This is a genomic window from Roseibium sp. (assembly GCF_025698965.1).
Lineage (GTDB): Bacteria > Pseudomonadota > Alphaproteobacteria > Rhizobiales > Stappiaceae > Roseibium.
This window is the reverse complement of sequence record NZ_JAILWL010000053.1, coordinates 1-19992: the sequence shown is the minus strand read 5'-3', so window position 1 is coordinate 19992 and position 19992 is coordinate 1. Positions and strand designations below refer to the sequence as shown.

Genomic DNA, 19992 nt, shown 5'->3' with positions numbered 1-19992 from the left:
CCGTAAGTGCCGACGATCCGGTCTCCCACAACGGCAATATCCGTTTCGACGTTGGTTCCGTTCAAAACGTTGAACAGGCGAACGTTCTTCACAACCAGATCGGCAGGTGCCTCTCCTGCACCAGCTGAGATGGCATGCGCCAGAAAGGCTTCATCATGTTTTACCGGCATTCGCCTTCACTCCGATTCTTGCTTTCCACCGACAATACGAAACTTGCCGCCGCCATCAACGTTTTCACGACTGATCTGGCCGATTGAGAAGCACCTCTAACAAAAAAGTTCTTCCTTGCAGGCGCCAACAGATTTTCAAACACAAACGCCCCGACCACCTTCCCCAACGGAAACAGGTGATCAAAAAAGTGAATCAATTTCTTCAAATCAACCAGCAACTTACCGCAGTACAACGCGTTTTCTCGGCACTGCAATGACAGAATACGATTGACAGGAAGTCGGATAAGACGAATAATTTCATCAAAATTAATTATTATGAAGCCGTCACAATCAAAGGCGGACGCATCTGGAGGAGCGGGGAACGTGGAGGAAACTCGCAAAAGCGGACGCGGCTCGAATTCGGCGCAGTTACGGCGCTACAACGAACGCATTGTCCTGCAAATTCTGAGGCGCGCAGGCGAGGCCTCGAAGGCGGACCTTGCCCGCGCGGTTCAGCTGACCAATGCCGCCATCGGTGCCATCATTCAGAATCTGATCGAAGAAGGGTTCATTTTTGAGGCAGGCAAGCGCCACGATGGAAGTCGTGGACAGCCGGCAACGATTTTACGTCTCGCCCCCCGTGGAGCCTTCTCCTTCGGGGTCCGCCTCGACCGGACCAATATGGAAACTGTCCTGATGGATTTCTCCGGAAAGATCATCGACCGCCGTCTCCATGACCTTATCCTGCCTCCCCCCGAACGTGCTCTTGAAATACTGACTTCGGATTTGGAGGATTTACGTCAAAACCTGAGCCCCGAAGAGCAGGACCGCATTACCGGGATAGGCCTTGCCCAACCTTTCAATCTCGGGGCCTGGCTGCATGAACTCGGACTACCGGAAGCGGACTTCAAAATCTGGGAAGACTACGACCTGGCCGAGACGCTTGAAAACGCCACCGACCTGCCCGTTTTCAGAGAAAACGACGGCACGGCTGCGGCCGTTGCCGAACTCTTCTACGGACAAGGCCGTCAGAACGACAATTTTCTTTACATGTTCTTGGGCCCGGCAATCGGTGGCGGTCTGGTTGTGAAAGGCGATGTTGTACGGGGTGAAACCGGCAACGCGGCTGACGTTGCCATGATCCCTGTTCCTCCAAGCAACCTGCCAACGGCCCCTGCCGCACGGCAAAAATGGGACTTGCTGCTGACACGCGCCTCTCTTGTTTCTTTCGCCCGTCACCTTGCCCCGGACAGTTTTGAAACCCTGAAACGTAAAGACTTGCAATCTGCCGTAGAACGCGAAGACAAGGAATTTCTGGAATGGATGGAAGACTGCGTTGAAGCCCTGGCTCTCGCACTCCGCTCTGCCTACTCCTTGCTCGACATGCCGCTGGTCGTGATCGACGGTGATTTGGGCAGCCCCTTTCCGGAGACCTTTTGCAAGCTTTTGAAAACCGCCGTTGAGGCCGCAGCGCCCGAAAAACGGCACTCGCCGGACATTGTCATCGGCAGCTTTGGAGAGGATGCAGGCGCGATTGGCGCTGCCAGCCTGCCTCAGTTTTTCAATTTCTCGCCACGAGCCACAATCCTGACTGGCGGGAAAGACACAGGACCCGCTGGATCTGGTCGAAACGAGGAGCAAACCAGCTTTCCGGCAAGGGCAGCACGGTTGGGGTCACATCTGGCCTCACCCAACCGTCAAAATTGACAAGGGCCAGGGAGGAAATACGCAAATGATCCGCAAACTTCTAGCGACAGGCTCAGTACTCGCAGCCATGGCAGCCACCCCGGCAGCCGCAGCCGACATTACCGCCTGCCTGATCACCAAGACGGATACCAACCCGTTTTTCGTGAAAATGAAAGAAGGCGCAACAGCCAAGGCCAACGAACTCGGCATCGAATTGAAGTCCTTCGCCGGCAAGGTCGATGGTGACCATGAAACCCAGGTCGCAGCGATTGAAACCTGCATCGCTGACGGTGCCAAGGGTATTCTTCTGACGGCTTCCGATACCTCATCCATCGTTCCCGCGGTCCAGCAGGCACGCGATGCAGGCCTTCTGGTGATTGCGCTCGACACGCCACTGAGCCCGATCGACGCCGCCGACGCAACATTCGCGACCGACAATTTCAAGGCCGGTGAGCTGATTGGCAAATGGGCTGCCGCCAACCTTGGCGACAAGGCAGCGGACGCCAAGATCGGCATGCTCGATTTGGCTATCAGCCAGCCAACCGTTGGCGTCTTGCGCGACCAGGGCTTCCTGCAGGGCTTTGGCATCGATCTTGGTGATCCCAACAAATGGGGTGACGAAACCGATGCACGCATTGTCGGAAATGACGTGACGCAGGGCAACGAGGAAGGTGGCCGTCGCGCCATGGAAAACCTTCTGGCGAAAGATCCAATGATCAATGTTGTCTACACGATCAACGAGCCGGCCGCAGCCGGTGCTTATGAGGCGCTGAAATCGATCGGCCGCGAAAACGACGTGCTGATCGTCTCGGTGGACGGCGGCTGCCCGGGCGTTCAGAATGTCAAGGACGGTGTTATTGGTGCAACGTCGCAGCAATATCCGCTTCTGATGGCGGCTCTCGGAATTGAAGCCATCAAGACCTGGGCAGACAACGGCGCCAAACCCGAACCGACACCGGGTAAGGACTTCTTCGATACTGGCGTGGCGCTTGTTACCGACCAGCCGGTCGACGGCGTAGAGTCCATCGACACCGCAAAAGGCACGGACCTCTGCTGGGGTTAAAACCCGGTAGAAGTCACGGCAAAAAGGGGCATGGCTTTCCTTGCCCCTTTTTTGAAGTCGCATAGAGGGAAACGGGCATGACCTCAGACACCAAGACAGCGGGTGGACCGGCGGAATTTGAAACCGCGGCGGAATCCAGTCCGCAAGCTGTTGCCTCCTTTGATGATCACCGTCACGGAGTGGGGCACAAGATCCAGCATAGATTGCACCAGAACCCGTCCTTGGTTCCCCTGATCGTTCTGGTGATCTCCATAATCGTTTTCGGCATTTTGCTCGGATCGAAGTTCTTTTCACCATTTGCCATGACACTGATCCTGCAACAGGTTCAGATCGTCGGCATTGTCGCGGCAGCGCAGAGCATCGTTATTCTGACCGCCGGGATCGACCTGTCCGTCGGTGCGATCATGGTTCTGTCGTCGGTGGTGATGGGGCAGTTCACGTTCCGATACGGGTTGCCACCCGAACTGGCCGTCATCTGCGGGCTGATCTGCGGAACGCTGTGTGGTTATGTCAACGGCTTTCTGGTCGCGGTTGTGAAATTGCCTCCCTTCATTGTCACCCTCGGCATGTGGCAGATCGTGCTTGCAACCAACTTTCTCTATTCGGCGAACGAAACCATTCGGTCCCAGGAGATTGCGAAAGCCGCGCCCCTGCTTCAGCTCTTCGGCAACAAGGTCAACATTGGAGGCGCAATCTTCACCTACGGCGTCATCTTCATGGTGCTGCTGGTTCTGGTGCTCGCCTACGCCTTGCGCCAGACCGCCTGGGGCCGTCATGTCTATGCAGTCGGCGATGATCCGGAAGCCGCACAGCTCTCCGGTGTCCAGGTGAAGAAGGTTCTGATCTCCGTTTATATGCTTTCGGGTCTCATCTGCGCTTTTGCCGGATGGGCGATGATCGGCCGTATCGGATCGGTTTCACCGACGTCCGGCCAACTCGCCAACATCGAATCCATCACGGCGGTTGTGATCGGCGGCATTTCACTCTTCGGAGGACGTGGGTCCATCCTGGGCAGTCTGTTTGGTGCGTTGATTGTCGGTGTCTTTACCCTGGGTCTGCGCCTGCTCGGTGCCGATGCCCAGTGGACCTACCTGCTCATCGGCCTGCTCATCATTGCAGCGGTCGCAGTCGATCAATGGATCAGGAAGGTGTCTGTCTGATGGAACCCGTTCTTCAAGCACGCAATCTGGTCAAGCGGTATGGCCGCGTGGTGGCCATGGACCACGCCAACTTCGAACTCTATCCGGGCGAAATCCTGGCAGTTATCGGCGACAACGGCGCCGGCAAATCGACCCTGATCAAGGCTCTGAGTGGCGCAGTCCAGCCAGACGAAGGAGAAATTCTCCTGGACGGAAACCCCGTTCATTTTCACACTCCGATCCATGCCCGTGATGCAGGAATTGAAACGGTCTACCAGACACTCGCCATGTCCCCTGCCCTGTCCATTACGGACAACATGTTCATGGGCAGGGAACTGCGCAAACCCGGTCTGCTCGGCAAATGGCTGCGTCAGCTGGATCACCGGAAGATGGAAGACATCGCTCGAAAGAAGCTGAATGAGCTGGGTCTGCTCACGATCCAGAACATCAATCAGGCGGTCGAAACCCTTTCAGGCGGACAACGCCAGGGGGTTGCGGTCGCCCGGGCGGCGGCCTTCGGATCGAAAGTCGTGATCATGGACGAACCGACGGCAGCTCTTGGCGTCAAGGAAAGCCGGCGGGTTCTCGAACTGATCAAGGATGTGAAGGCCCGGGGCCTGCCGATTGTTCTCATCAGCCACAACATGCCGCATGTGTTCGAGGTCGCCGACCGCATTCACATTCATCGGCTTGGGCGGCGCGCCTGCGTAATCAAGCCGTCGGACTTTTCCATGTCCGACGCGGTTGCGATCATGACAGGCGCCATGGATCCGCCTGAAAATCTCGCGGCCTGACGAAACAACTATCAGGTCCGGCACTGCCGGACCTCACTTTGAAAACTGATGAAGCTTTGGAGACCTGATGTTCCTGATTTGCGGTGAAGCGCTGTTTGATCTTTTTGGCGAAGCCGGTGTCGATGACGGTTTGTCCTTTGACGCGCGCATTGGCGGCTCGCCTTTCAATGTTGCCGTGGGGCTTGCCCGGCTGGGAGAAAGCGCTGGCTTTTTCGGTGGCATTTCGAACGATATGCTTGGTGAGAAACTGGTTCAGAAGTTTCGGCAGGAAGGCGTGTCGGAGCGCTACATTCTGAGAACCGATTATCTGACGACGCTCAGCCTTGTGCAAAAGGACGGGCACGGACATCCTGCCTATACCTTCTACGGTGCAAACGCTGCCGACAGGATGGTGAGCGAAAGCGATCTGCCCGAATTCACTGAACCTCCCCTGTTTTTGCATGTCGGCTCCTATACCGCCCTCGTGGATCCCATTGCGACTGCTCTGAAGGCTCTGATCACCCGTGAAAGAGAACGCACTCTGATTTCGTTCGATCCGAACATCCGCCCAACGGTCGTCTCCGATATGGAACGTTGGCGGACCAACACGGAAACACTTGTTCCGCTCACGGATGTGATCAAGGTAAGCGATGAGGATCTCGCCTTGATTGCACCAGGTGAAGCGATTGCAGATATGGCACGTGCCTGGCTTGACCTCGGCGCAAAGCTCATCATCGTGACCAAGGGAGGTGACGGTGCTTCGGCCTATGCGCCCGGCATTGAAATCCACTGCCCCGGTGTCAAGGTCGATGTCGAAGATACGGTCGGTGCCGGTGACACATTCCAGGCTGCGCTGCTCGCCGGGCTCAAGCAGCTTGGCGTCTCCAGCAGAAAGGAACTCGCCGCACTTGACGAAGACCGCTTGAACCGTCTTCTTGGGTTTGCAATCAGTGCAGCCGCCATCACCTGCTCCCGCCGCGGAGCCGACCTGCCGCGGTTGAGTGAGCTGGAAAAAGAATGGTCAGCCCTGAAATGAGGGGCTGACAAGTGAATTAAATCGATTTAAAAGGCCCTCGAAACCGATCAGGGCATCGGCGATCCGTTGGACAGACACGCTGCTTGGAAGGGATTTGTTTATGGCGGTACGCGTCATTGAAGTTGAAGAATTCGATTTGGTCGTCTTCGGTGCATCCGGAGATCTCGCCCATCGCAAGCTCCTGCCAGCGCTTTACCATCGCGACGCCGATGGCCAGATGCCGGAAAACGCGCGCATCATCTGCAGTGCACGCCGTGACTATTCCGATGAAGATTACTGTGACTACGCCCGAAAGGCGCTTCAGGAACACGTAAAGGACCTGGACGAAGCGGCGCTGACAAACTTCCTGAAACGTCTGCGTTACGTGAAAATAGACATTGCTTCAGGAGCCGGATTTGAGGATCTGAAGACGGTTCTGGAAGAACGCCAGGACGTCACCCGCGCCTTTTATCTTGCGGTCGGACCGGACCTGTTCGGGACGATCTGCGAAAACCTGGGCAAGATCAACGTCGTCAACGAACATTCTCGCGTCGTCATGGAAAAGCCGATCGGCAAGGATGGCGAATCCGCAAAGGCCCTCAACGACACGGTCGGTGCCGTTTTCAGCGAAGACCAGATCTTCCGTATCGACCACTATCTGGGCAAGGAAACCGTGCAGAACCTCATGGCTCTGCGTTTCGCCAATGCGCTTTTCGAACCTCTATGGAATGCAGCCCATATCGACCACGTTCAAATCACTGTGGCCGAGTCGCTTGGTGTCGGCGGTCGCGCTGGGTATTACGACACGGCTGGCGCCCTGAGGGACATGGTCCAGAACCACATGCTGCAGTTGCTGTGTCTTGTGGCGATGGAACCGCCTGAATCCATGAATGCCGACAGCGTTCGGGACGAGAAGCTCAAGGTTCTGAAAGCGCTCTCGCCGATCGACGCGCATAATTCCGACAAGCTGACAGTCCGCGGCCAGTATCGAGCCGGGGCGTCTTCCGGCGGCGCAGTGCCTGGTTATCTGGATGAACTCGGCGATCACGAAAGCCGGACGGAAACCTTTGTTGCCCTGAAAGCCGAGATCGCAAACTGGCGGTGGTCGGGCGTTCCATTCTATCTGCGCACCGGTAAGCGGCTTGCGCAACGGGTCTCGGAAATTGTCGTCCAGTTCCGCCCGATTCCGCACTCGATCTTCGACGCTGAGGCCGGAGCTATCACGGCAAACCGTCTGATCATTCGCCTGCAGCCGGATGAAGGCGTGCAGATGCAGGTGATGATCAAGGACCCGGGACCGGGCGGCATGCGCCTGCGCCAGGTTCCACTCGACATGAGCTTTGCGGATGCATTCAAGGTGCGCAATCCCGATGCCTATGAGCGCCTGATCATGGACGTGATCCGCGGAAACCAGACGTTGTTCATGCGCCGCGACGAAGTGGACGCTGCATGGGCATGGATCGACCCGATCCTGACGGCCTGGGCAAATTCCAAGGAAACGCCAAAGGGATATACTGCAGGCACCTGGGGCCCGTCGGCCTCTATCGCCCTCGTGGAACGGGATGGCCGCACCTGGTCTGAAGACGACAGCGAGTAACAGTTGCTCACAGGCATAGCTCCTGTGAGTTCTCTGTCATTTAAATCGATTAGATATCGCAATTGGACGCACGCGTCCTATCTGCTGAAACAAATGCGACCCAGCCAGTTTCTGGCGAGGAAAGGATTGAAAACATGACCATCCAGGATCGTGTCGGCGAAGTCACCGAACGGATCGTCAAACGGAGCCATGACAGCCGTTCAACCTATCTGGAACGGATTGGCAAGGCAGCGGAAAAGGGCCCGCAACGGTCCCGTCTTTCCTGTGGCAACCTTGCTCATGGGTTTGCAGCCTGCGGCCTCTCCGACAAACAGGCCCTTTCGGGCGATGTTGTCGCCAATCTGGGCATTATCACTTCCTACAATGACATGCTGTCCGCCCATCAGCCCTATGAGACATATCCGGCACTGATCCGCGAAGCAGCGCACGAGGTCGGCGCAGTTGCACAAGTGGCCGGTGGTGTACCGGCAATGTGCGACGGTGTCACCCAGGGTCAGGATGGCATGGAGCTTTCGCTCTTTTCTCGTGACGTGATCGCCATGGCCGCGGCCGTCGGATTGTCACACCAGATGTTCGATGCCGCTGTTTTCCTCGGCATCTGCGACAAGATCGTTCCGGGTCTCGCCATCGCCGCCCTCTCCTTCGGCCATCTGCCGGCCGTATTTGTTCCCGCGGGCCCGATGACCACGGGCATTTCCAATGATGACAAAGCCAAGGTCCGCCAGCTTTATGCAGAAGGCAAGGTCGGACGGGACGCACTTCTTGAAAGCGAGTCCAAGGCCTATCATTCTCCGGGCACCTGCACGTTTTACGGCACGGCGAATTCCAACCAGATGCTGATGGAAATCATGGGCCTGCACATGCCGGGTGCATCATTCGTCAATCCGGGCACACCGCTTCGGGACGCCCTCACCAGGGAAGCCGCCAAACGCGCACTTGCCATTTCGGCGCTTGGCAACGAGTTCACCCCCGCAGGTGAAGTCATCGACGAAAAGGCCATCGTCAACGGTGTGGTCGGTCTGCATGCGACCGGCGGCTCCACGAACCATACCATGCACCTGGTTGCCATCGCCGCAGCAGCCGGTATCAGGCTGACCTGGGATGACATATCCGAACTTTCCGATGTGGTGCCCCTGCTTGCCCGGGTTTATCCGAATGGCAAGGCCGATGTGAACCACTTCCAGGCAGCCGGAGGTCTCGCCTTCCTGATCCGCGAACTTCTGTCCGATGGCTACCTCCATCAGGACGTCAAAACCGTCTATGGCACGGATCTGTCCGGTTACACGGTTGAAGCCAAGCTCAATGCGGATGGCAGTCTGCACCGCGAAGAAGCACCGGCAGCATCCGGTGATGAATCGGTCCTGGCTCCGCTATCGAAGGCCTTCCAGCCGACGGGTGGGCTAAAGATGCTCACCGGCAACATAGGCAAGGCCGTCATCAAGATTTCTGCCGTCGCCAAGGAACGCCATGTCATTGAAGCACCGGCGCGCGTCTTTCATGACCAGAATGATTTCCTGACCGCCTTCAACAACAAGGAAATCACGGGCGACGTTGCTGCCGTGGTGCGCTTCCAGGGCCCAAAGGCAATCGGCATGCCGGAACTCCACAAGCTGACCCCCTGCCTCGGTATCTTGCAGGATCGTGGCCACAGGGTTGCCCTGATCACCGATGGCCGTATGTCCGGCGCTTCGGGCAAGGTGCCTGCGGCGATCCATGTTACGCCTGAAGCTGCCGCTGGTGGGCCTATCGCCAAAATCCGCGATGGCGACATGATCCGAATCGACGCCGTTACCGGCAAGCTCGAAGTTCTGGTCGACGAAGCCGAGTTTAATGCACGCCCCCTCGCCGAGACGGACCTTTCTGATCATCAGAGCGGTGTCGGTCGGGATCTCTTTGCCGCCTTCCGCAGTGCTGTTGGCACGGCGGACACCGGCGCGCATGTTTTTGATGTTTGAAAACAAATGAAGAATCAGGAGAGTTTCATGGCGCAAGATATTAAGAAAATCGAGACCGTTATGTGCGCCGCTCCGGTGATCCCGGTTCTGGTCGTGGAAGACCCGAAGAAAGCCGTACCGATGGCGGAAGCTCTGGTCCGGGGTGGATTGCCTGCCATTGAAATCACGCTGCGCACTCCTCACGCGCTGGAGGCGATCGACGCTGTGAATGAGCATGTCGAAGGGGCGATTGTCGGCGCCGGTACGGTTCTGAACGGATCGCAATACGATGCCGCTGTTTCCGCCGGGGCCCGCTTCATAGTTTCTCCCGGCGCAACCAGCTCTCTTCTGGATGCGGCTGACGAACACAGCGTTCCGCTTCTGCCTGGTGCTGCAACAGCTTCAGAGGTCATGTTTCTTCTGGAACGCGGATATCAGCGGCTCAAGTTTTTCCCCGCAGAACAGGCCGGCGGCGCTCCTTACCTGAAATCGCTGTCTTCTCCGCTGGCCGCGGCAAAATTCTGCCCCACAGGAGGCGTCAGCCTGAACAACGCCACCGATTATCTGAAACTGCCGAATGTTCTTTGTGTCGGCGGCTCCTGGATCGCTGACGCCAAAGCCATCGCAACGGAAGACTGGACCGGTATCGAAGAACGTGCACGTGCGGCGGTCACTCTGGCTGATTGACGATCACGTTCAGTTTTGACCGTTATTCTGGCTGGATTGTCGGCTCCCAATGCAATCTATCGGGCGGGCCTCCCAACCTCGCCCGTTGAAACCGGCGGCTTCAGAAGAAAGCGTGCTGCTGGAACACGACCGACGCGGTCAGCTCCACCGCACCAATCCTATGACAGCTGACGCCGCGTAGAAGAGCTGCAGGGCAAGAAAAGCCAGCCGCCGGTCAACAATCGCCCAAAGCGCGAAAAAACCGGACGACGCCAACAGCAGCGAAAACCCGAAAATTTCGTTGCCCGTGTTCGATGCAATCAGCAAGGCATAAAGGATCGCCAGACCCGAACCTACTCTTTCACAGGTCGTGGTCAGAACTCTGTGTTCAGTCATTTTGAGTTTGCCTCAAGAAACGTCAGCAGCTTTTCGGTTATTTCCGTCGGCTTGTCCTCCATTGCGAAATGGCCGCAATCCTCCAGCACGTGCAATTCCGATCCGGGGATCGCGTCTTGAAGTCTGTACGCCCAGTCGACCACCTGCCATGCATCATCCGCACCCCAGATCAGTTGCACCGGCAGCTTGCCGAGCTCCGCATAACGGCTTGCGAAATCATTGGTATGCCGGGGATCGTAGTTCATGATCTGGTGCTGAAAGAGACTTCCCTGGCCGATCGGCCCCGAAATGAAGTCCAGGTAGGTTTCCATCGCGGTTTCAGCCAACCGGTCCTTGTTCTGCACGGCAGAAAAGAGCCAGGTACGGAAATGCTCGCGGTGCTCTGAATCTGAAGCCTTGATGAGTTTGTCCAGTCCCGCCTGCATCTGTTCACGCGTGCGCTTGGAAGGCCAGGAATCAAAACTGACCACATCGATCAAGGTCAGTGAACGGACGCGTTCCGGTGACTGGATCGAGAACTGCGTCGCAATGCCACCGCCGATGTCATGAGAAATGATGTGCAGATCCCGCAAGCCCCAGGCCTCGAGCAATCCTTCGAAAACAGGCACCTGTCCAGTAACCGAGGTGTCGATGGCGGGATCCTGTGGACGTTCGGACAAGCCAAAACCCAACAGATCAAAAACATGGACCTTGAAACCCCGTTCCGCCAGCGCCGGCGCGATGGTGCGCCAGATATAGGAAGATGATGGGGTCCCGTGAACCAGGACGACCGGTTCGCCCTCCCCGATCACGCCATGGGCAATTCGGTTTTCGTTGATCAGAATGTGCTTGTCTACGAGGTGTTTCATGGATCTGCTCTGCTTTGCAATCGTTGTTTTGGCAGAGTGATGCACTCTCCAGTTTGACACAAATAGATTGATTTCTTAAATTGATCGAAATTTGTCATGTTTTGCATTTTGAAGGAAGCACGCATGACGCGGCGTCTTGATATCGATTCCCTCAGAGCCTTGCAGACGATCGCCGCTTGCGGTGGTGTCACGCGCGCGGCAGAGAAACTTTCTCTTTCTCAGTCGGCGGTCAGTCACAAGATAAAGCGACTAGAGACAAGCACCGACTGTCCCTTGCTGAACCGGCGCCCGGGCGCTGCACTGCTGACAGAAGATGGCCTCCGTCTGGTTCAATATGCCAACCGGATATTGGCGCTGCATGATGAAGCGCTTGCGGCGCTCGGCAAGAATAAGATGACCGGCAAAATCCGGCTTGGCATCACGGAAGATACGACAAGCGACGGACTTGCCGCGATATTAGGCCGTTTCTCAAGGCAATTCCCGGAAGTAGCGGTTCGAACGCACGTTAGTCAAAGTCTGGTTTTGCAGAAGGAAATCGAAGACAGAACAATCGATCTGGCTGTCATGCAGATATTTTCCGAAGACGTGAGAGCCGATGACCTTCTGCTTTATGAAAATGAACTGTGCTGGGTAAAGGCAATTGATTTCGAATTGCCGACCGAGGCACCGGTACCATTTCTGTCCTATGACGATAACTGCTTTTACCGGCATTGGATGCTCGAACATGGATCAACGTGCGGGCACCGCTTCAACACTGTCCTGCAATGTACAAGTCGGACTGGTATCGTCGCAGCTGTTGAAGCTGGTCTGGGTGTAACGATCCTCAATCGACGTCACATTTCCAGCGCGATGGAAATCATCGAAGGGGATTTTCCAACGCCTCCACGCATTTCCTACATTGTCAGGCAATCGCGACATGCCAAGTCAAACAGCGTCTCAGCACTTGCCAACGAAATTGCCCGGGAAACCAAGGATATTGCTTTATTGCGTGTTGCCTGAAAACCGGTCTGCCCTTTTTCCCCTCTCAGGCACAGGCTTGCAAAATCTCATCCACCGCTGCCACGGCAACAGCAAGCGCTTCGGCCTCGTCTTCGGCCAGCTCCAAAGGATAAACCGCATCCCACCCTTCCAATCCAAGAAGGGTCGGGGCCGCGACCACTCCATGAATGTCCAGCCATTCGCCTTCAAGCGCGATCTGCGCCGGAAAAACCCGATGCTCTCCCTTGATCAGATGAGTGACGAGGTCAGCGACCGCATGAGCCGTCGTGACCTCGGTCGTCCGTCCCGACGTGTAATGAATGAAGTAGGGCTTCACGGCCATTCTGAGATCAGCAGGTAATGACTGAACGAAGTCATAGGCGGACTGTGCATTTGAGGTTCGGACCAACTCCAGAAGATGCTCCACCTCTGCGCGCAATTCTGCTGGAAAGTCCGGCATAAAACGCTCCGACCGAATTCGTGCGACGAGCGTATCGACAGACGCCGCGTCGACACCTTTGACATGGATCTGGCTCCACACCGGCACAAGATGAAGACCGTGCTGTCCTAGGACGTAGGCATGCACTTGCCGCCGGCCAACACCGAGTTCAGCTGCGATTTCTCCGCGAAACCGTAACGTGTCCGACCATGCAGCAGCCCCCAACACACGATGCCGGCCCAGTCGGTCGGCAAAAACCTGAACACCCAGCTCAACAGGATTGGATTGAACGATCACGACAGGAGGTGGCCCGGATTGGCGCGCCAATGCGTCCGCATAGGCTGCAAAAAGCCGATAATTCTCTCGGCCCAAGGCTGCCCGGTCAAAGGGCAGATTGGGATCGGTGGGCACCGTGCCTCCCGCCAGCATCACAACAATATCAGCGTCGATCTGCTCCGGTTCGGTGACCAGCTCGACATATGGCGCGTCATCCACGAACGCATCCTTGAGATCCGCGCGCAATCCCCACAATTCGCCCTCGCTTGGTCCACCATGATGACCGACGAGCTGCAGACGCGCGGAGGGTAACAGGACACGTTCATCAAGAAGCTGGACTGCCAGTTGCCGTCCACAACTTCCTGCTGCGCCCACGATCGCAAGGTCCATTCAATCCGCTCCTTCCTCCCAGAAGCCCCCACATTGAAAATACTTGCTTCGATACCGTCATTCGACGCACTCGGCTCAGACTATCAAGCCTCCAAGTCGAATGCATCTGTCGCAACGTCTTCGTCGTCGTCCTTTGCCAAAGTGCGGTTCCACAACAACCGAAGTCCGGCCGACGTCTCGTTCCGCCAGGCAAACTCGGCAACAACCGGCTTGTTGAATTTCTTCATCGTCAACAACACCTCATCGGGAAGCGCTGTCAGACCCTGCGCCTTGACCCGACAACCATTGTTGCCTGCATCGACGATTGTACCACTGATTTCTGTAATGCCTTCAAGATCCGCGATTTTGACTGGAATCTTGACGCTGTTGCGGGTCTCCCGGCGCTTGTCGGTTACGGCGGTTTCGTTTCTGACAAAGACAACGGCAGCATCGTTGCCCTTCACGGACGTGACCTGCGCCTTCACAAGCTTGTCGGCATTCAGGCCTTTGATCCCGATTGTCTTGTAGAGATCCTTGATTGTTGCCGAGGTCAGGCGGCACCCCCATTCGCTGACATTGGACAGAACCGCATTAATGGCGGACAGATTGTCGAAATCCACAACCAGAACGTTTTCTTCCGCTTCCGGCTGGTCCAATAGGTGTGCAAAGGCCTGCGAAGTTTTCTCTGTACTCATGATCTGAACTTAAGTCGCGTGAATTGTGCGCATGTTCCGTGGTGGCGGCTCACCTGATTTGAGCCTAATTCCTCCGAGCTTCACCCAACTTTCCTAATTTCTCCTCAACCTTAACTCCTTTTGCAGCAAAAGCCGCATGTCCTGTTCATTTCGCTGCACTGCGAAGAAACCTCCAACTTTTAGCTGATTTGCACTCCCCCTCGCGGTGCCGCTGTGTTAATTGAGGCGCAATGCCTGACGGGCTGGTAGCTGAAAAATTAAATCGATTTAAAAGGGGACGTTTCATGGCTCTCGAAGCAGCGTTTGTTTCTCTCAACAAACAGGCCGAGCAACTAAGGACCACCTCGCTCCGCGACTTGTTTGCGAACGATCAGTACCGGTTCGACAGGTTCACGGCCCGCACGGACGATCTTCTCCTCGATTTTTCCAAATCACGACTAGACGAAAAGTCGCTGGAACTTTTGACAGAGCTTGCAACAGCTGCCGACGTTGAAGGCAAGCGGGATGCAATGTTTGCAGGAGAGAAAATCAACACGACGGAAAATCGGGCAGTATTGCACACGGCTCTGCGAAACCGGTCGGAAGAACCGGTCTATGTCGACGGCAAGGACGTCATGCCCGACATTCGTGCAGTGCTGGATGCGATGGCAGATTTTTCCGAAGCCGTTCGTTCCGGCGACCTGACCTCCTCCACCGGCATTCCCTTTACCGACGTCGTCAATATCGGCATCGGCGGGTCGGATCTCGGCCCGGTCATGACCACATTGGCGCTTGCGCCCTACCATGACGGCCCCGAGCTACACTATGTGTCCAACGTCGATGGCGCGCATATCGCGGACACGCTGGACAAGCTCGTTCCCGAAACCACACTCTTTATCATCGCGTCGAAAACCTTCACCACCATTGAAACCATGACCAACGCGCAAACTGCGCGCAAATGGATTGCAGATGCGCTTGGCGAAGAGGCAGTCGGTGATCACTTTGCAGCTGTTTCGACTGCCCTCGACAAGGTGTCGGCATTCGGCATCGACGAAACCCGTGTCTTCGGTTTTTGGGATTGGGTCGGCGGTCGCTACTCGATCTGGTCCGCCATCGGCTTGCCTCTCATGATCGCGGTCGGGCCCGATGCTTTCGGTGATTTTCTGGAAGGCGCGCACGCACTTGATCTTCACTTTAAAACGGCTCCGCTGCAGGAAAACCTGCCGGTACTGATGGCTCTGATCGGCGTCTGGAATCGGGACGTTCTGGGTTATTCGTCCCGCGCCGTGCTGCCTTACGACCAACGCCTCGCGAGATTGCCTGCCTACCTGCAGCAACTCGACATGGAATCGAACGGCAAACGGGTGAAACTCGACGGAAGTCCGGTGGACCAGGAAACCGGACCAGTCGTGTGGGGAGAGCCCGGCACCAACGGACAGCACGCCTTTTACCAACTGTTGCATCAGGGCACGACCGTCATTCCGTGCGAATTTCTGATCGCGGCAAAGGGGCACGAGGATGACCTCAAACAGCACCATGATCTTCTGATCGCCAATTGCCTTGCTCAATCGGAAGCCCTGATGCTGGGACGAACCCTCGATGAGGCAAAAGCCCAGCTCGAGGCATCCGGCATGTCCGATGAAAACGTCGAGCGTCTGGCACCTCACAAGGTCTTCCCTGGCGACCGGCCCTCGATAACCCTTGCCTATGATGAGCTCACTCCGTATTCGCTCGGCCGGCTGATCGCTCTTTACGAACATCGTGTGTTTGTCGAAGGCGTGATCTGGGGCATCAACTCCTTCGACCAATGGGGAGTTGAACTCGGCAAGGAACTCGCCACAGCTTTGCTGCCGATGGTCAAGGGCGAGGTTTCCACCGATGCCAAGGACGCTTCGACACGCGGTTTGCTGGTTGCACTGACCGGCTGACACCCGCCAGGCAAGTAACACTCCCGGGAACTGCAGCAAAGCCGGAGCTTCCGCCATAATTCTGCCCTACGGACCGCTATCTGTTTCACATCGTTGAAGAACTCTAGACAGGTTTCTTGGTCGACACCGAAAGGTTGCGACAAACAGAGATTGCCCCGAAACGCAATCCGGCTTACCTTCGGTGAGATATTCAATGTCCAAGAATCCTAATATGGATTCCGGATTACATGATTTGAACGCGCCGTCTCAAACGGCCCGAAAGGGAGATAACTTTGATGAAGAAGTTTGTATTGCTTGCAGCTGTTGGCATTGCTCTGGCGGGATGCCAGTCCGACAGCCAGCGTGACCGTGCTCTTGTCGGCGGCGGCCTGGGTGCAGCCACCGGTGCAGCAATCGGCGCAGCGGCAACAGGTGATGTCGGCGGTGCCCTCGTCGGCGCGGCAATTGGTGGTGCAGGCGGCGCGATCGTCGGTGGTGCGACCACCCCGAAAAATTGCGTTGCATACGACCGCTATGGCAATCCGTACCGGGTGGCTTGTCCATAAGACAGTCATTGCTTTAGGCTAAGCGCTGCACGTGGACCTCTTGGAAGGAAATGATGAAAAAAGTTCTTTTGATTGCCGCTGCAGCTGCTTTCCTGGCAGGCTGCCAGTCTGACAGCCAGACCGATCGCGCACTCGTCGGTGGCGGCCTTGGTGCCGCGACGGGTGCGATCATTGGCGCTGCTGCCGGTAACGGTGCGGGCCCGGCGCTGGCCGGGGCAGCGATTGGTGCAGCCGGCGGCGCGATTGTCGGTGCTGCAACGACACCGAAAAACTGTGTCGCCTATGACCGCTATGGCAATCCGTATCGAGTCGCCTGCCCTTAATAACTCTGGATATTGGATAACCTCGCCCTGGTAAGGTTCTGTTAACCATAAATCCCCAACCTTGGCGGATCGTTATTTCGCCAAGGAACACCGGATGAATCGCATCCTTGCGGCCACGGCCCTCGCACTTTTGCTGGCTGGCTGCGCCAACACCGAAAGCCAGCGCGACAGAATGCTGATTGGTGCAGGGCTGGGTGCAGCAACAGGCGCCACAATCGGTGCCGTTGCAGGATCAACCGTCAATGCTTCTATTGCTGGTGCTGCCCTCGGCGCGATCGGTGGTGGTCTCGTTGGTGTCGTGACCACTCCCCGCAATTGCATTGCTCACGACGAGTATGGGACGCCCTACAAGGTGCGCTGTCCGTAGGCCTCCCCCAGCCAACTTACTTCCTATCCAACATTGGGATTCGTCGTCAGGTAGAGCGGCAACGCTGCCGCTCCCAGATGAGGTTTCTTGTCTGCCTCCGCGCGAATGAAAGTCGGGTGCGGACCGAAATGATCTTCCCCAAGCGAAGTGCTCGCAGAAAGCCGCTCAATCAATTCAGAGAAAATTCCGTCCGGCAATCGCCCTCCCAATACAATCGCATCGGGTGACATCGTCCTGGTGATGATCAGGCTGAGCCATCTGAGCTGGTCCTCAACCCTATCCACCCAGTTCAATATGCATTCGTGCTGAAGATCTTCTTCCCTGATCTGTTCCAGGTTATCGGCGGCAAGGCCTGCCTCTTTCATGGTCGCCAGCAGATCCGAACCGGAGGGGCGCGGTTTGGATTTGGGAAAAAGCCCTCCAAACTCCGCTGCTGAGGCGCTTTTGCCCAGATAAAGCGACTGGTTGATGACAGCCGCACCACCGACGCCGTGAGACAGCCAGATGTAGCTGAAATTGCGAATGGAGCGACAGCTTCCAAAATGAAGCTCTGCGAGACAGGCGCATTTGGCATCATTCAACTGATGAACCGGCATATCAAAATAGGGTGCAAAATCCTTGCTCGCGTCGATCTCCGGCCATTCTGAAAAATACTGGGTCTGCCGCACGATGCCGGGCCTGCTGGTATGTTGCCCCGGATAGCTGATGCCACATCCGATGAAACGGTCCGGCTGCAATCCAAGTTGCCGTATTTGTCGATCGACGGATGCACCGATGAGCTCCATGAGCTGAGCAAATTCACGATCGGTAATGGCTGAAGTCTCTTCAGAAACCACCTCGCCTAACGCGTTGACGATACAGATATAATATCTTTCAGGATCGATAAACACACCGGCAGAAAGTAACCCCATCGGGCGTAGCTGGAGCAATTTGGACGGATAACCACGACGGCCCGCGCGGTTCGGGTCAACCTCTTCCACAAGCAACCCATCGTCCAGGAGCTGATTGACGATCCGAGTTACAGTCGATGGTTGCACATCCAGCAAATCAGCCAACTTCAACCTGGAAATCGGCCCCTGTGCGCGAAGCAACTGAATGAGGCGCCGTGCACTCGGCTTTTGCAGTGTGTTCAATTCAGACTCCCTATCTCGCATCACCCTAATAAATTGCATCACGCAAATAAACCTTGATTTTTTAATTTGCGCTCCGCAATATAATAATCGCTCGACGTTTTCGACGGGCACGACCTTGTGAGGGAGGAACGAATGAATCCGAAAAAAGCATTGTTGAAACTCGGTGTCGCCATAACCGCGTCGCTCTCAGCCTCGGTGGCCTTTGCCGACGGAACAGTTACCGTTTACACGGCAGCACCTCAGAATTTTGTCGATGAACTTGTGCCAATGTTCGAGGAGGCATCCGGCACGAAAGTTGAAATCATCAAAGCCGGTTCCGGAGAACTCCTGAACCGTTTGACAGCAGAATCCGCCTCCCCTATCGCCGATGTGCTCTGGAGTGTCGACGGGACGGTAGTGGACTTCAATCCAGATTTGTTCACAGCTTATGTGTCGCCTGAACAGGCCTCGGTTAATCCTTCACTGGTGAAGAGTGAACTTTGGTCACCGTTCACGGCGGTTGTGATGGCCTTTGCCGTAAACAAGGACGCATTGGGCGACACACCGGTGCCGACAAGTTGGTCGGATCTGGCCAAGCCTGAATATGACGATCTGGTCTCTTCGGCGCGTGCGGACAAATCCGGTTCTGCCTACATCCAGTTCGCGACCGTTCTACAGGCATTCGGCGACGAAAAGGCCGGGTGGGATGTCTACAACGGCATGCTTTCCAATTTTGTCCTGTCAGACAGTTCCGGCGCTGTCCCACGGTTTGTAAATGACGGCGAATTGCCGATCGGAATCACGCTGGAGGACGCAGCGCTTCGTTACAAGGAAGGCGGAGGACCTGTCGAGATCGTCTACCCTGCGGAAGGCACTGCCATTTCGCCTGATGCGATTGCGTTGGTCGCAGGTGCTCCAAATGCCGATGCAGGCAAGGAATTCATAGACTTCATCCTGTCGGCGGACGCACAGAAAGTCGTTGCCGACCAGGGGCGTCGTCCGGTTCGCACCGACGTATCCTCCAATGAAAGCCTCGTTCCCTTAAGCGACATCAATGCTGTCGACTATGACTTCCAATGGGCAGCCAAGGAGCGCAAACGCCTCGTGGAAGCGTGGGGGGAAGCCGTTCTCGATCACCAATAAGCAGACGATTGAGCAAAAGATGCGGCCGGGTTTCCCGGCCGCGCAACCAACAGGAATTTGGGAGGGGCAACGGCAATGGCATCCGTTGATATCGTCAATATCAGGAAATCTTACGGACCTATTCTGGCCCTGTCAGACATCGATATTCAGATCGAATCCGGAGCGTTTTTCACCCTGCTCGGCCCAAGCGGCTGCGGAAAGACCACACTACTGCGAACAATCGCGGGATTTCACTTGCAGGACTCCGGCTCAATCCTTGTAAACGGCCGGGAAATACAAAACATGCCTGCGCACAAACGCGGCGTGGGAATGGTGTTTCAGGACTATGCGGTCTTCCCGCATCTGAGCGTCAGCGACAACGTGGCTTTTGGACTGAAGAGGAAGAAGTTCCCTTCATCCCAAATCAAGCCGAAGGTAGCCGAGGCACTCAGGATCGTTCAACTCGAGGAATTCGCGCATCGAATGCCCCACGAGTTAAGCGGCGGTCAACAGCAACGCGTCGGTCTCGCTCGGGCAATAGCAGTAGATCCGACCGTCCTCCTGATGGACGAACCTCTGTCAAACCTGGATGC

20 protein-coding genes are annotated in these 19992 nt (G+C 56.2%); 15 read left to right on the top strand and 5 right to left on the bottom strand.

From position 1 onward, the window contains the following. Positions 1-533 precede the first annotated feature (533 nt). The 8 genes from K5905_RS06520 to eda all read left to right on the top strand — a co-directional run bounded on the left by K5905_RS06520 (position 534) and on the right by eda (position 10043). On the top strand, positions 534-1856 hold the full coding sequence (locus K5905_RS06520; protein ID WP_297581601.1) for an ROK family transcriptional regulator: 1323 nt from the start codon (positions 534-536) through the stop codon (positions 1854-1856). Between the two features lie 25 nt (positions 1857-1881). Continuing rightward, entirely contained in the window at positions 1882-2898 is a 1017-nt protein-coding gene (locus K5905_RS06515; protein WP_297581599.1) for a sugar ABC transporter substrate-binding protein, read from the top strand. A gap of 77 nt (positions 2899-2975) precedes the next feature. Further along, complete coding sequence (locus tag K5905_RS06510) at positions 2976-4058, top strand: ABC transporter permease (RefSeq protein ID WP_297581597.1); 1083 nt, start codon at positions 2976-2978, stop codon at positions 4056-4058. After that, on the top strand, positions 4058-4831 hold the full coding sequence (locus tag K5905_RS06505; RefSeq protein WP_297581594.1) for an ATP-binding cassette domain-containing protein: 774 nt from the start codon (positions 4058-4060) through the stop codon (positions 4829-4831). Before K5905_RS06510 ends, K5905_RS06505 begins: the two co-directional genes overlap by 1 nt. 67 nt (positions 4832-4898) lie before the next feature. Next, entirely contained in the window at positions 4899-5846 is a 948-nt protein-coding gene (locus tag K5905_RS06500; protein WP_297581592.1) for a carbohydrate kinase, read from the top strand. 100 nt (positions 5847-5946) lie between these two features. Beyond that, on the top strand, positions 5947-7422 hold the full coding sequence (gene zwf, locus K5905_RS06495) for a glucose-6-phosphate dehydrogenase (RefSeq protein WP_297581590.1): 1476 nt from the start codon (positions 5947-5949) through the stop codon (positions 7420-7422). A 134-nt stretch (positions 7423-7556) separates the two neighbouring features. Next, on the top strand, positions 7557-9377 hold the full coding sequence (edd, locus tag K5905_RS06490; protein WP_297581588.1) for a phosphogluconate dehydratase: 1821 nt from the start codon (positions 7557-7559) through the stop codon (positions 9375-9377). A 27-nt stretch (positions 9378-9404) separates the two neighbouring features. Continuing rightward, positions 9405-10043, top strand: coding sequence for a bifunctional 4-hydroxy-2-oxoglutarate aldolase/2-dehydro-3-deoxy-phosphogluconate aldolase (eda, locus tag K5905_RS06485; RefSeq protein WP_297581586.1), 639 nt, complete (start codon positions 9405-9407; stop codon positions 10041-10043). Positions 10044-10181: 138 nt separating this feature from the next. Here the strand turns inward: eda and K5905_RS06480 are convergent, their stop codons facing one another. Then, positions 10182-10418, bottom strand: a complete 237-nt coding sequence (locus K5905_RS06480) for a hypothetical protein (RefSeq protein WP_297581584.1) — start codon at positions 10416-10418, stop codon at positions 10182-10184. Further along, entirely contained in the window at positions 10415-11266 is an 852-nt protein-coding gene (locus K5905_RS06475) for an alpha/beta fold hydrolase (protein ID WP_297581581.1), read from the bottom strand. The genes K5905_RS06480 and K5905_RS06475 overlap by 4 nt, the downstream gene beginning before the upstream one ends. A gap of 123 nt (positions 11267-11389) precedes the next feature. Here K5905_RS06475 and K5905_RS06470 point away from each other — a divergent pair, with 123 nt between their 5' ends. Next, positions 11390-12265 carry a LysR family transcriptional regulator gene (locus K5905_RS06470; RefSeq protein ID WP_297581578.1) on the top strand — a complete coding sequence of 292 codons (876 nt, stop codon included), beginning with the start codon at positions 11390-11392 and terminating at the stop codon, positions 12263-12265. Positions 12266-12290: 25 nt separating this feature from the next. On the opposite strand, the gene K5905_RS06465 is transcribed toward K5905_RS06470, so the two are convergent. Together K5905_RS06465 and K5905_RS06460 are read right to left on the bottom strand one after the other, a co-directional pair. Beyond that, entirely contained in the window at positions 12291-13349 is a 1059-nt protein-coding gene (locus K5905_RS06465; protein WP_297581575.1) for a hypothetical protein, read from the bottom strand. An 83-nt stretch (positions 13350-13432) separates the two neighbouring features. Then, positions 13433-14023, bottom strand: a complete 591-nt coding sequence (locus K5905_RS06460) for a PilZ domain-containing protein (RefSeq protein ID WP_297581573.1) — start codon at positions 14021-14023, stop codon at positions 13433-13435. Between the two features lie 284 nt (positions 14024-14307). Here K5905_RS06460 and pgi point away from each other — a divergent pair, with 284 nt between their 5' ends. From pgi to K5905_RS06440, 4 genes are all read left to right on the top strand, one after another. Then, positions 14308-15930, top strand: a complete 1623-nt coding sequence (gene pgi, locus K5905_RS06455; RefSeq protein WP_297581571.1) for a glucose-6-phosphate isomerase — start codon at positions 14308-14310, stop codon at positions 15928-15930. 275 nt (positions 15931-16205) lie between these two features. Then, positions 16206-16475, top strand: a complete 270-nt coding sequence (locus tag K5905_RS06450) for a glycine zipper domain-containing protein (RefSeq protein ID WP_297581569.1) — start codon at positions 16206-16208, stop codon at positions 16473-16475. A 53-nt stretch (positions 16476-16528) separates the two neighbouring features. Beyond that, positions 16529-16798 (top strand): lipoprotein, encoded by a 270-nt coding sequence (locus K5905_RS06445; protein ID WP_297581566.1) that lies wholly within the window; start codon positions 16529-16531, stop codon positions 16796-16798. Between the two features lie 94 nt (positions 16799-16892). Beyond that, positions 16893-17165 (top strand): hypothetical protein, encoded by a 273-nt coding sequence (locus tag K5905_RS06440; protein WP_297581563.1) that lies wholly within the window; start codon positions 16893-16895, stop codon positions 17163-17165. Positions 17166-17188: 23 nt separating this feature from the next. Here the strand turns inward: K5905_RS06440 and K5905_RS06435 are convergent, their stop codons facing one another. Further along, on the bottom strand, positions 17189-18298 hold the full coding sequence (locus K5905_RS06435; RefSeq protein WP_297581561.1) for an ROK family transcriptional regulator: 1110 nt from the start codon (positions 18296-18298) through the stop codon (positions 17189-17191). Positions 18299-18430: 132 nt separating this feature from the next. Between K5905_RS06435 and K5905_RS06430 the strand changes: the two genes are divergently transcribed. Then, complete coding sequence (locus tag K5905_RS06430; RefSeq protein WP_297581560.1) at positions 18431-19420, top strand: extracellular solute-binding protein; 990 nt, start codon at positions 18431-18433, stop codon at positions 19418-19420. A gap of 75 nt (positions 19421-19495) precedes the next feature. Then, positions 19496-19992: ABC transporter ATP-binding protein (locus K5905_RS06425; protein ID WP_297581559.1), on the top strand; the 497-nt coding region annotated here is incomplete at its 3' end.

Bases quoted from the DNA above. Each gene is read 5' to 3' on its own strand.
- K5905_RS06515 (WP_297581599.1), top strand. From the start codon at position 1,882: ATGATCCGCAAACTTCTAGCGACAGGCTCAGTACTCGCAGCCATGGCA.
- K5905_RS06510 (WP_297581597.1), top strand. From the start codon at position 2,976: ATGACCTCAGACACCAAGACAGCGGGTGGACCGGCGGAATTTGAAACC.
- K5905_RS06505 (WP_297581594.1), top strand. From the start codon at position 4,058: ATGGAACCCGTTCTTCAAGCACGCAATCTGGTCAAGCGGTATGGCCGC.
- K5905_RS06500 (WP_297581592.1), top strand. From the start codon at position 4,899: ATGTTCCTGATTTGCGGTGAAGCGCTGTTTGATCTTTTTGGCGAAGCC.
- zwf (WP_297581590.1), top strand. From the start codon at position 5,947: ATGGCGGTACGCGTCATTGAAGTTGAAGAATTCGATTTGGTCGTCTTC.
- edd (WP_297581588.1), top strand. From the start codon at position 7,557: ATGACCATCCAGGATCGTGTCGGCGAAGTCACCGAACGGATCGTCAAA.
- eda (WP_297581586.1), top strand. From the start codon at position 9,405: ATGGCGCAAGATATTAAGAAAATCGAGACCGTTATGTGCGCCGCTCCG.
- K5905_RS06480 (WP_297581584.1), bottom strand. From the start codon at position 10,418: ATGACTGAACACAGAGTTCTGACCACGACCTGTGAAAGAGTAGGTTCG.
- K5905_RS06475 (WP_297581581.1), bottom strand. From the start codon at position 11,266: ATGAAACACCTCGTAGACAAGCACATTCTGATCAACGAAAACCGAATT.
- K5905_RS06470 (WP_297581578.1), top strand. From the start codon at position 11,390: ATGACGCGGCGTCTTGATATCGATTCCCTCAGAGCCTTGCAGACGATC.
- K5905_RS06465 (WP_297581575.1), bottom strand. From the start codon at position 13,349: ATGGACCTTGCGATCGTGGGCGCAGCAGGAAGTTGTGGACGGCAACTG.
- K5905_RS06460 (WP_297581573.1), bottom strand. From the start codon at position 14,023: ATGAGTACAGAGAAAACTTCGCAGGCCTTTGCACACCTATTGGACCAG.
- pgi (WP_297581571.1), top strand. From the start codon at position 14,308: ATGGCTCTCGAAGCAGCGTTTGTTTCTCTCAACAAACAGGCCGAGCAA.
- K5905_RS06450 (WP_297581569.1), top strand. From the start codon at position 16,206: ATGAAGAAGTTTGTATTGCTTGCAGCTGTTGGCATTGCTCTGGCGGGA.
- K5905_RS06445 (WP_297581566.1), top strand. From the start codon at position 16,529: ATGAAAAAAGTTCTTTTGATTGCCGCTGCAGCTGCTTTCCTGGCAGGC.
- K5905_RS06440 (WP_297581563.1), top strand. From the start codon at position 16,893: ATGAATCGCATCCTTGCGGCCACGGCCCTCGCACTTTTGCTGGCTGGC.
- K5905_RS06430 (WP_297581560.1), top strand. From the start codon at position 18,431: ATGAATCCGAAAAAAGCATTGTTGAAACTCGGTGTCGCCATAACCGCG.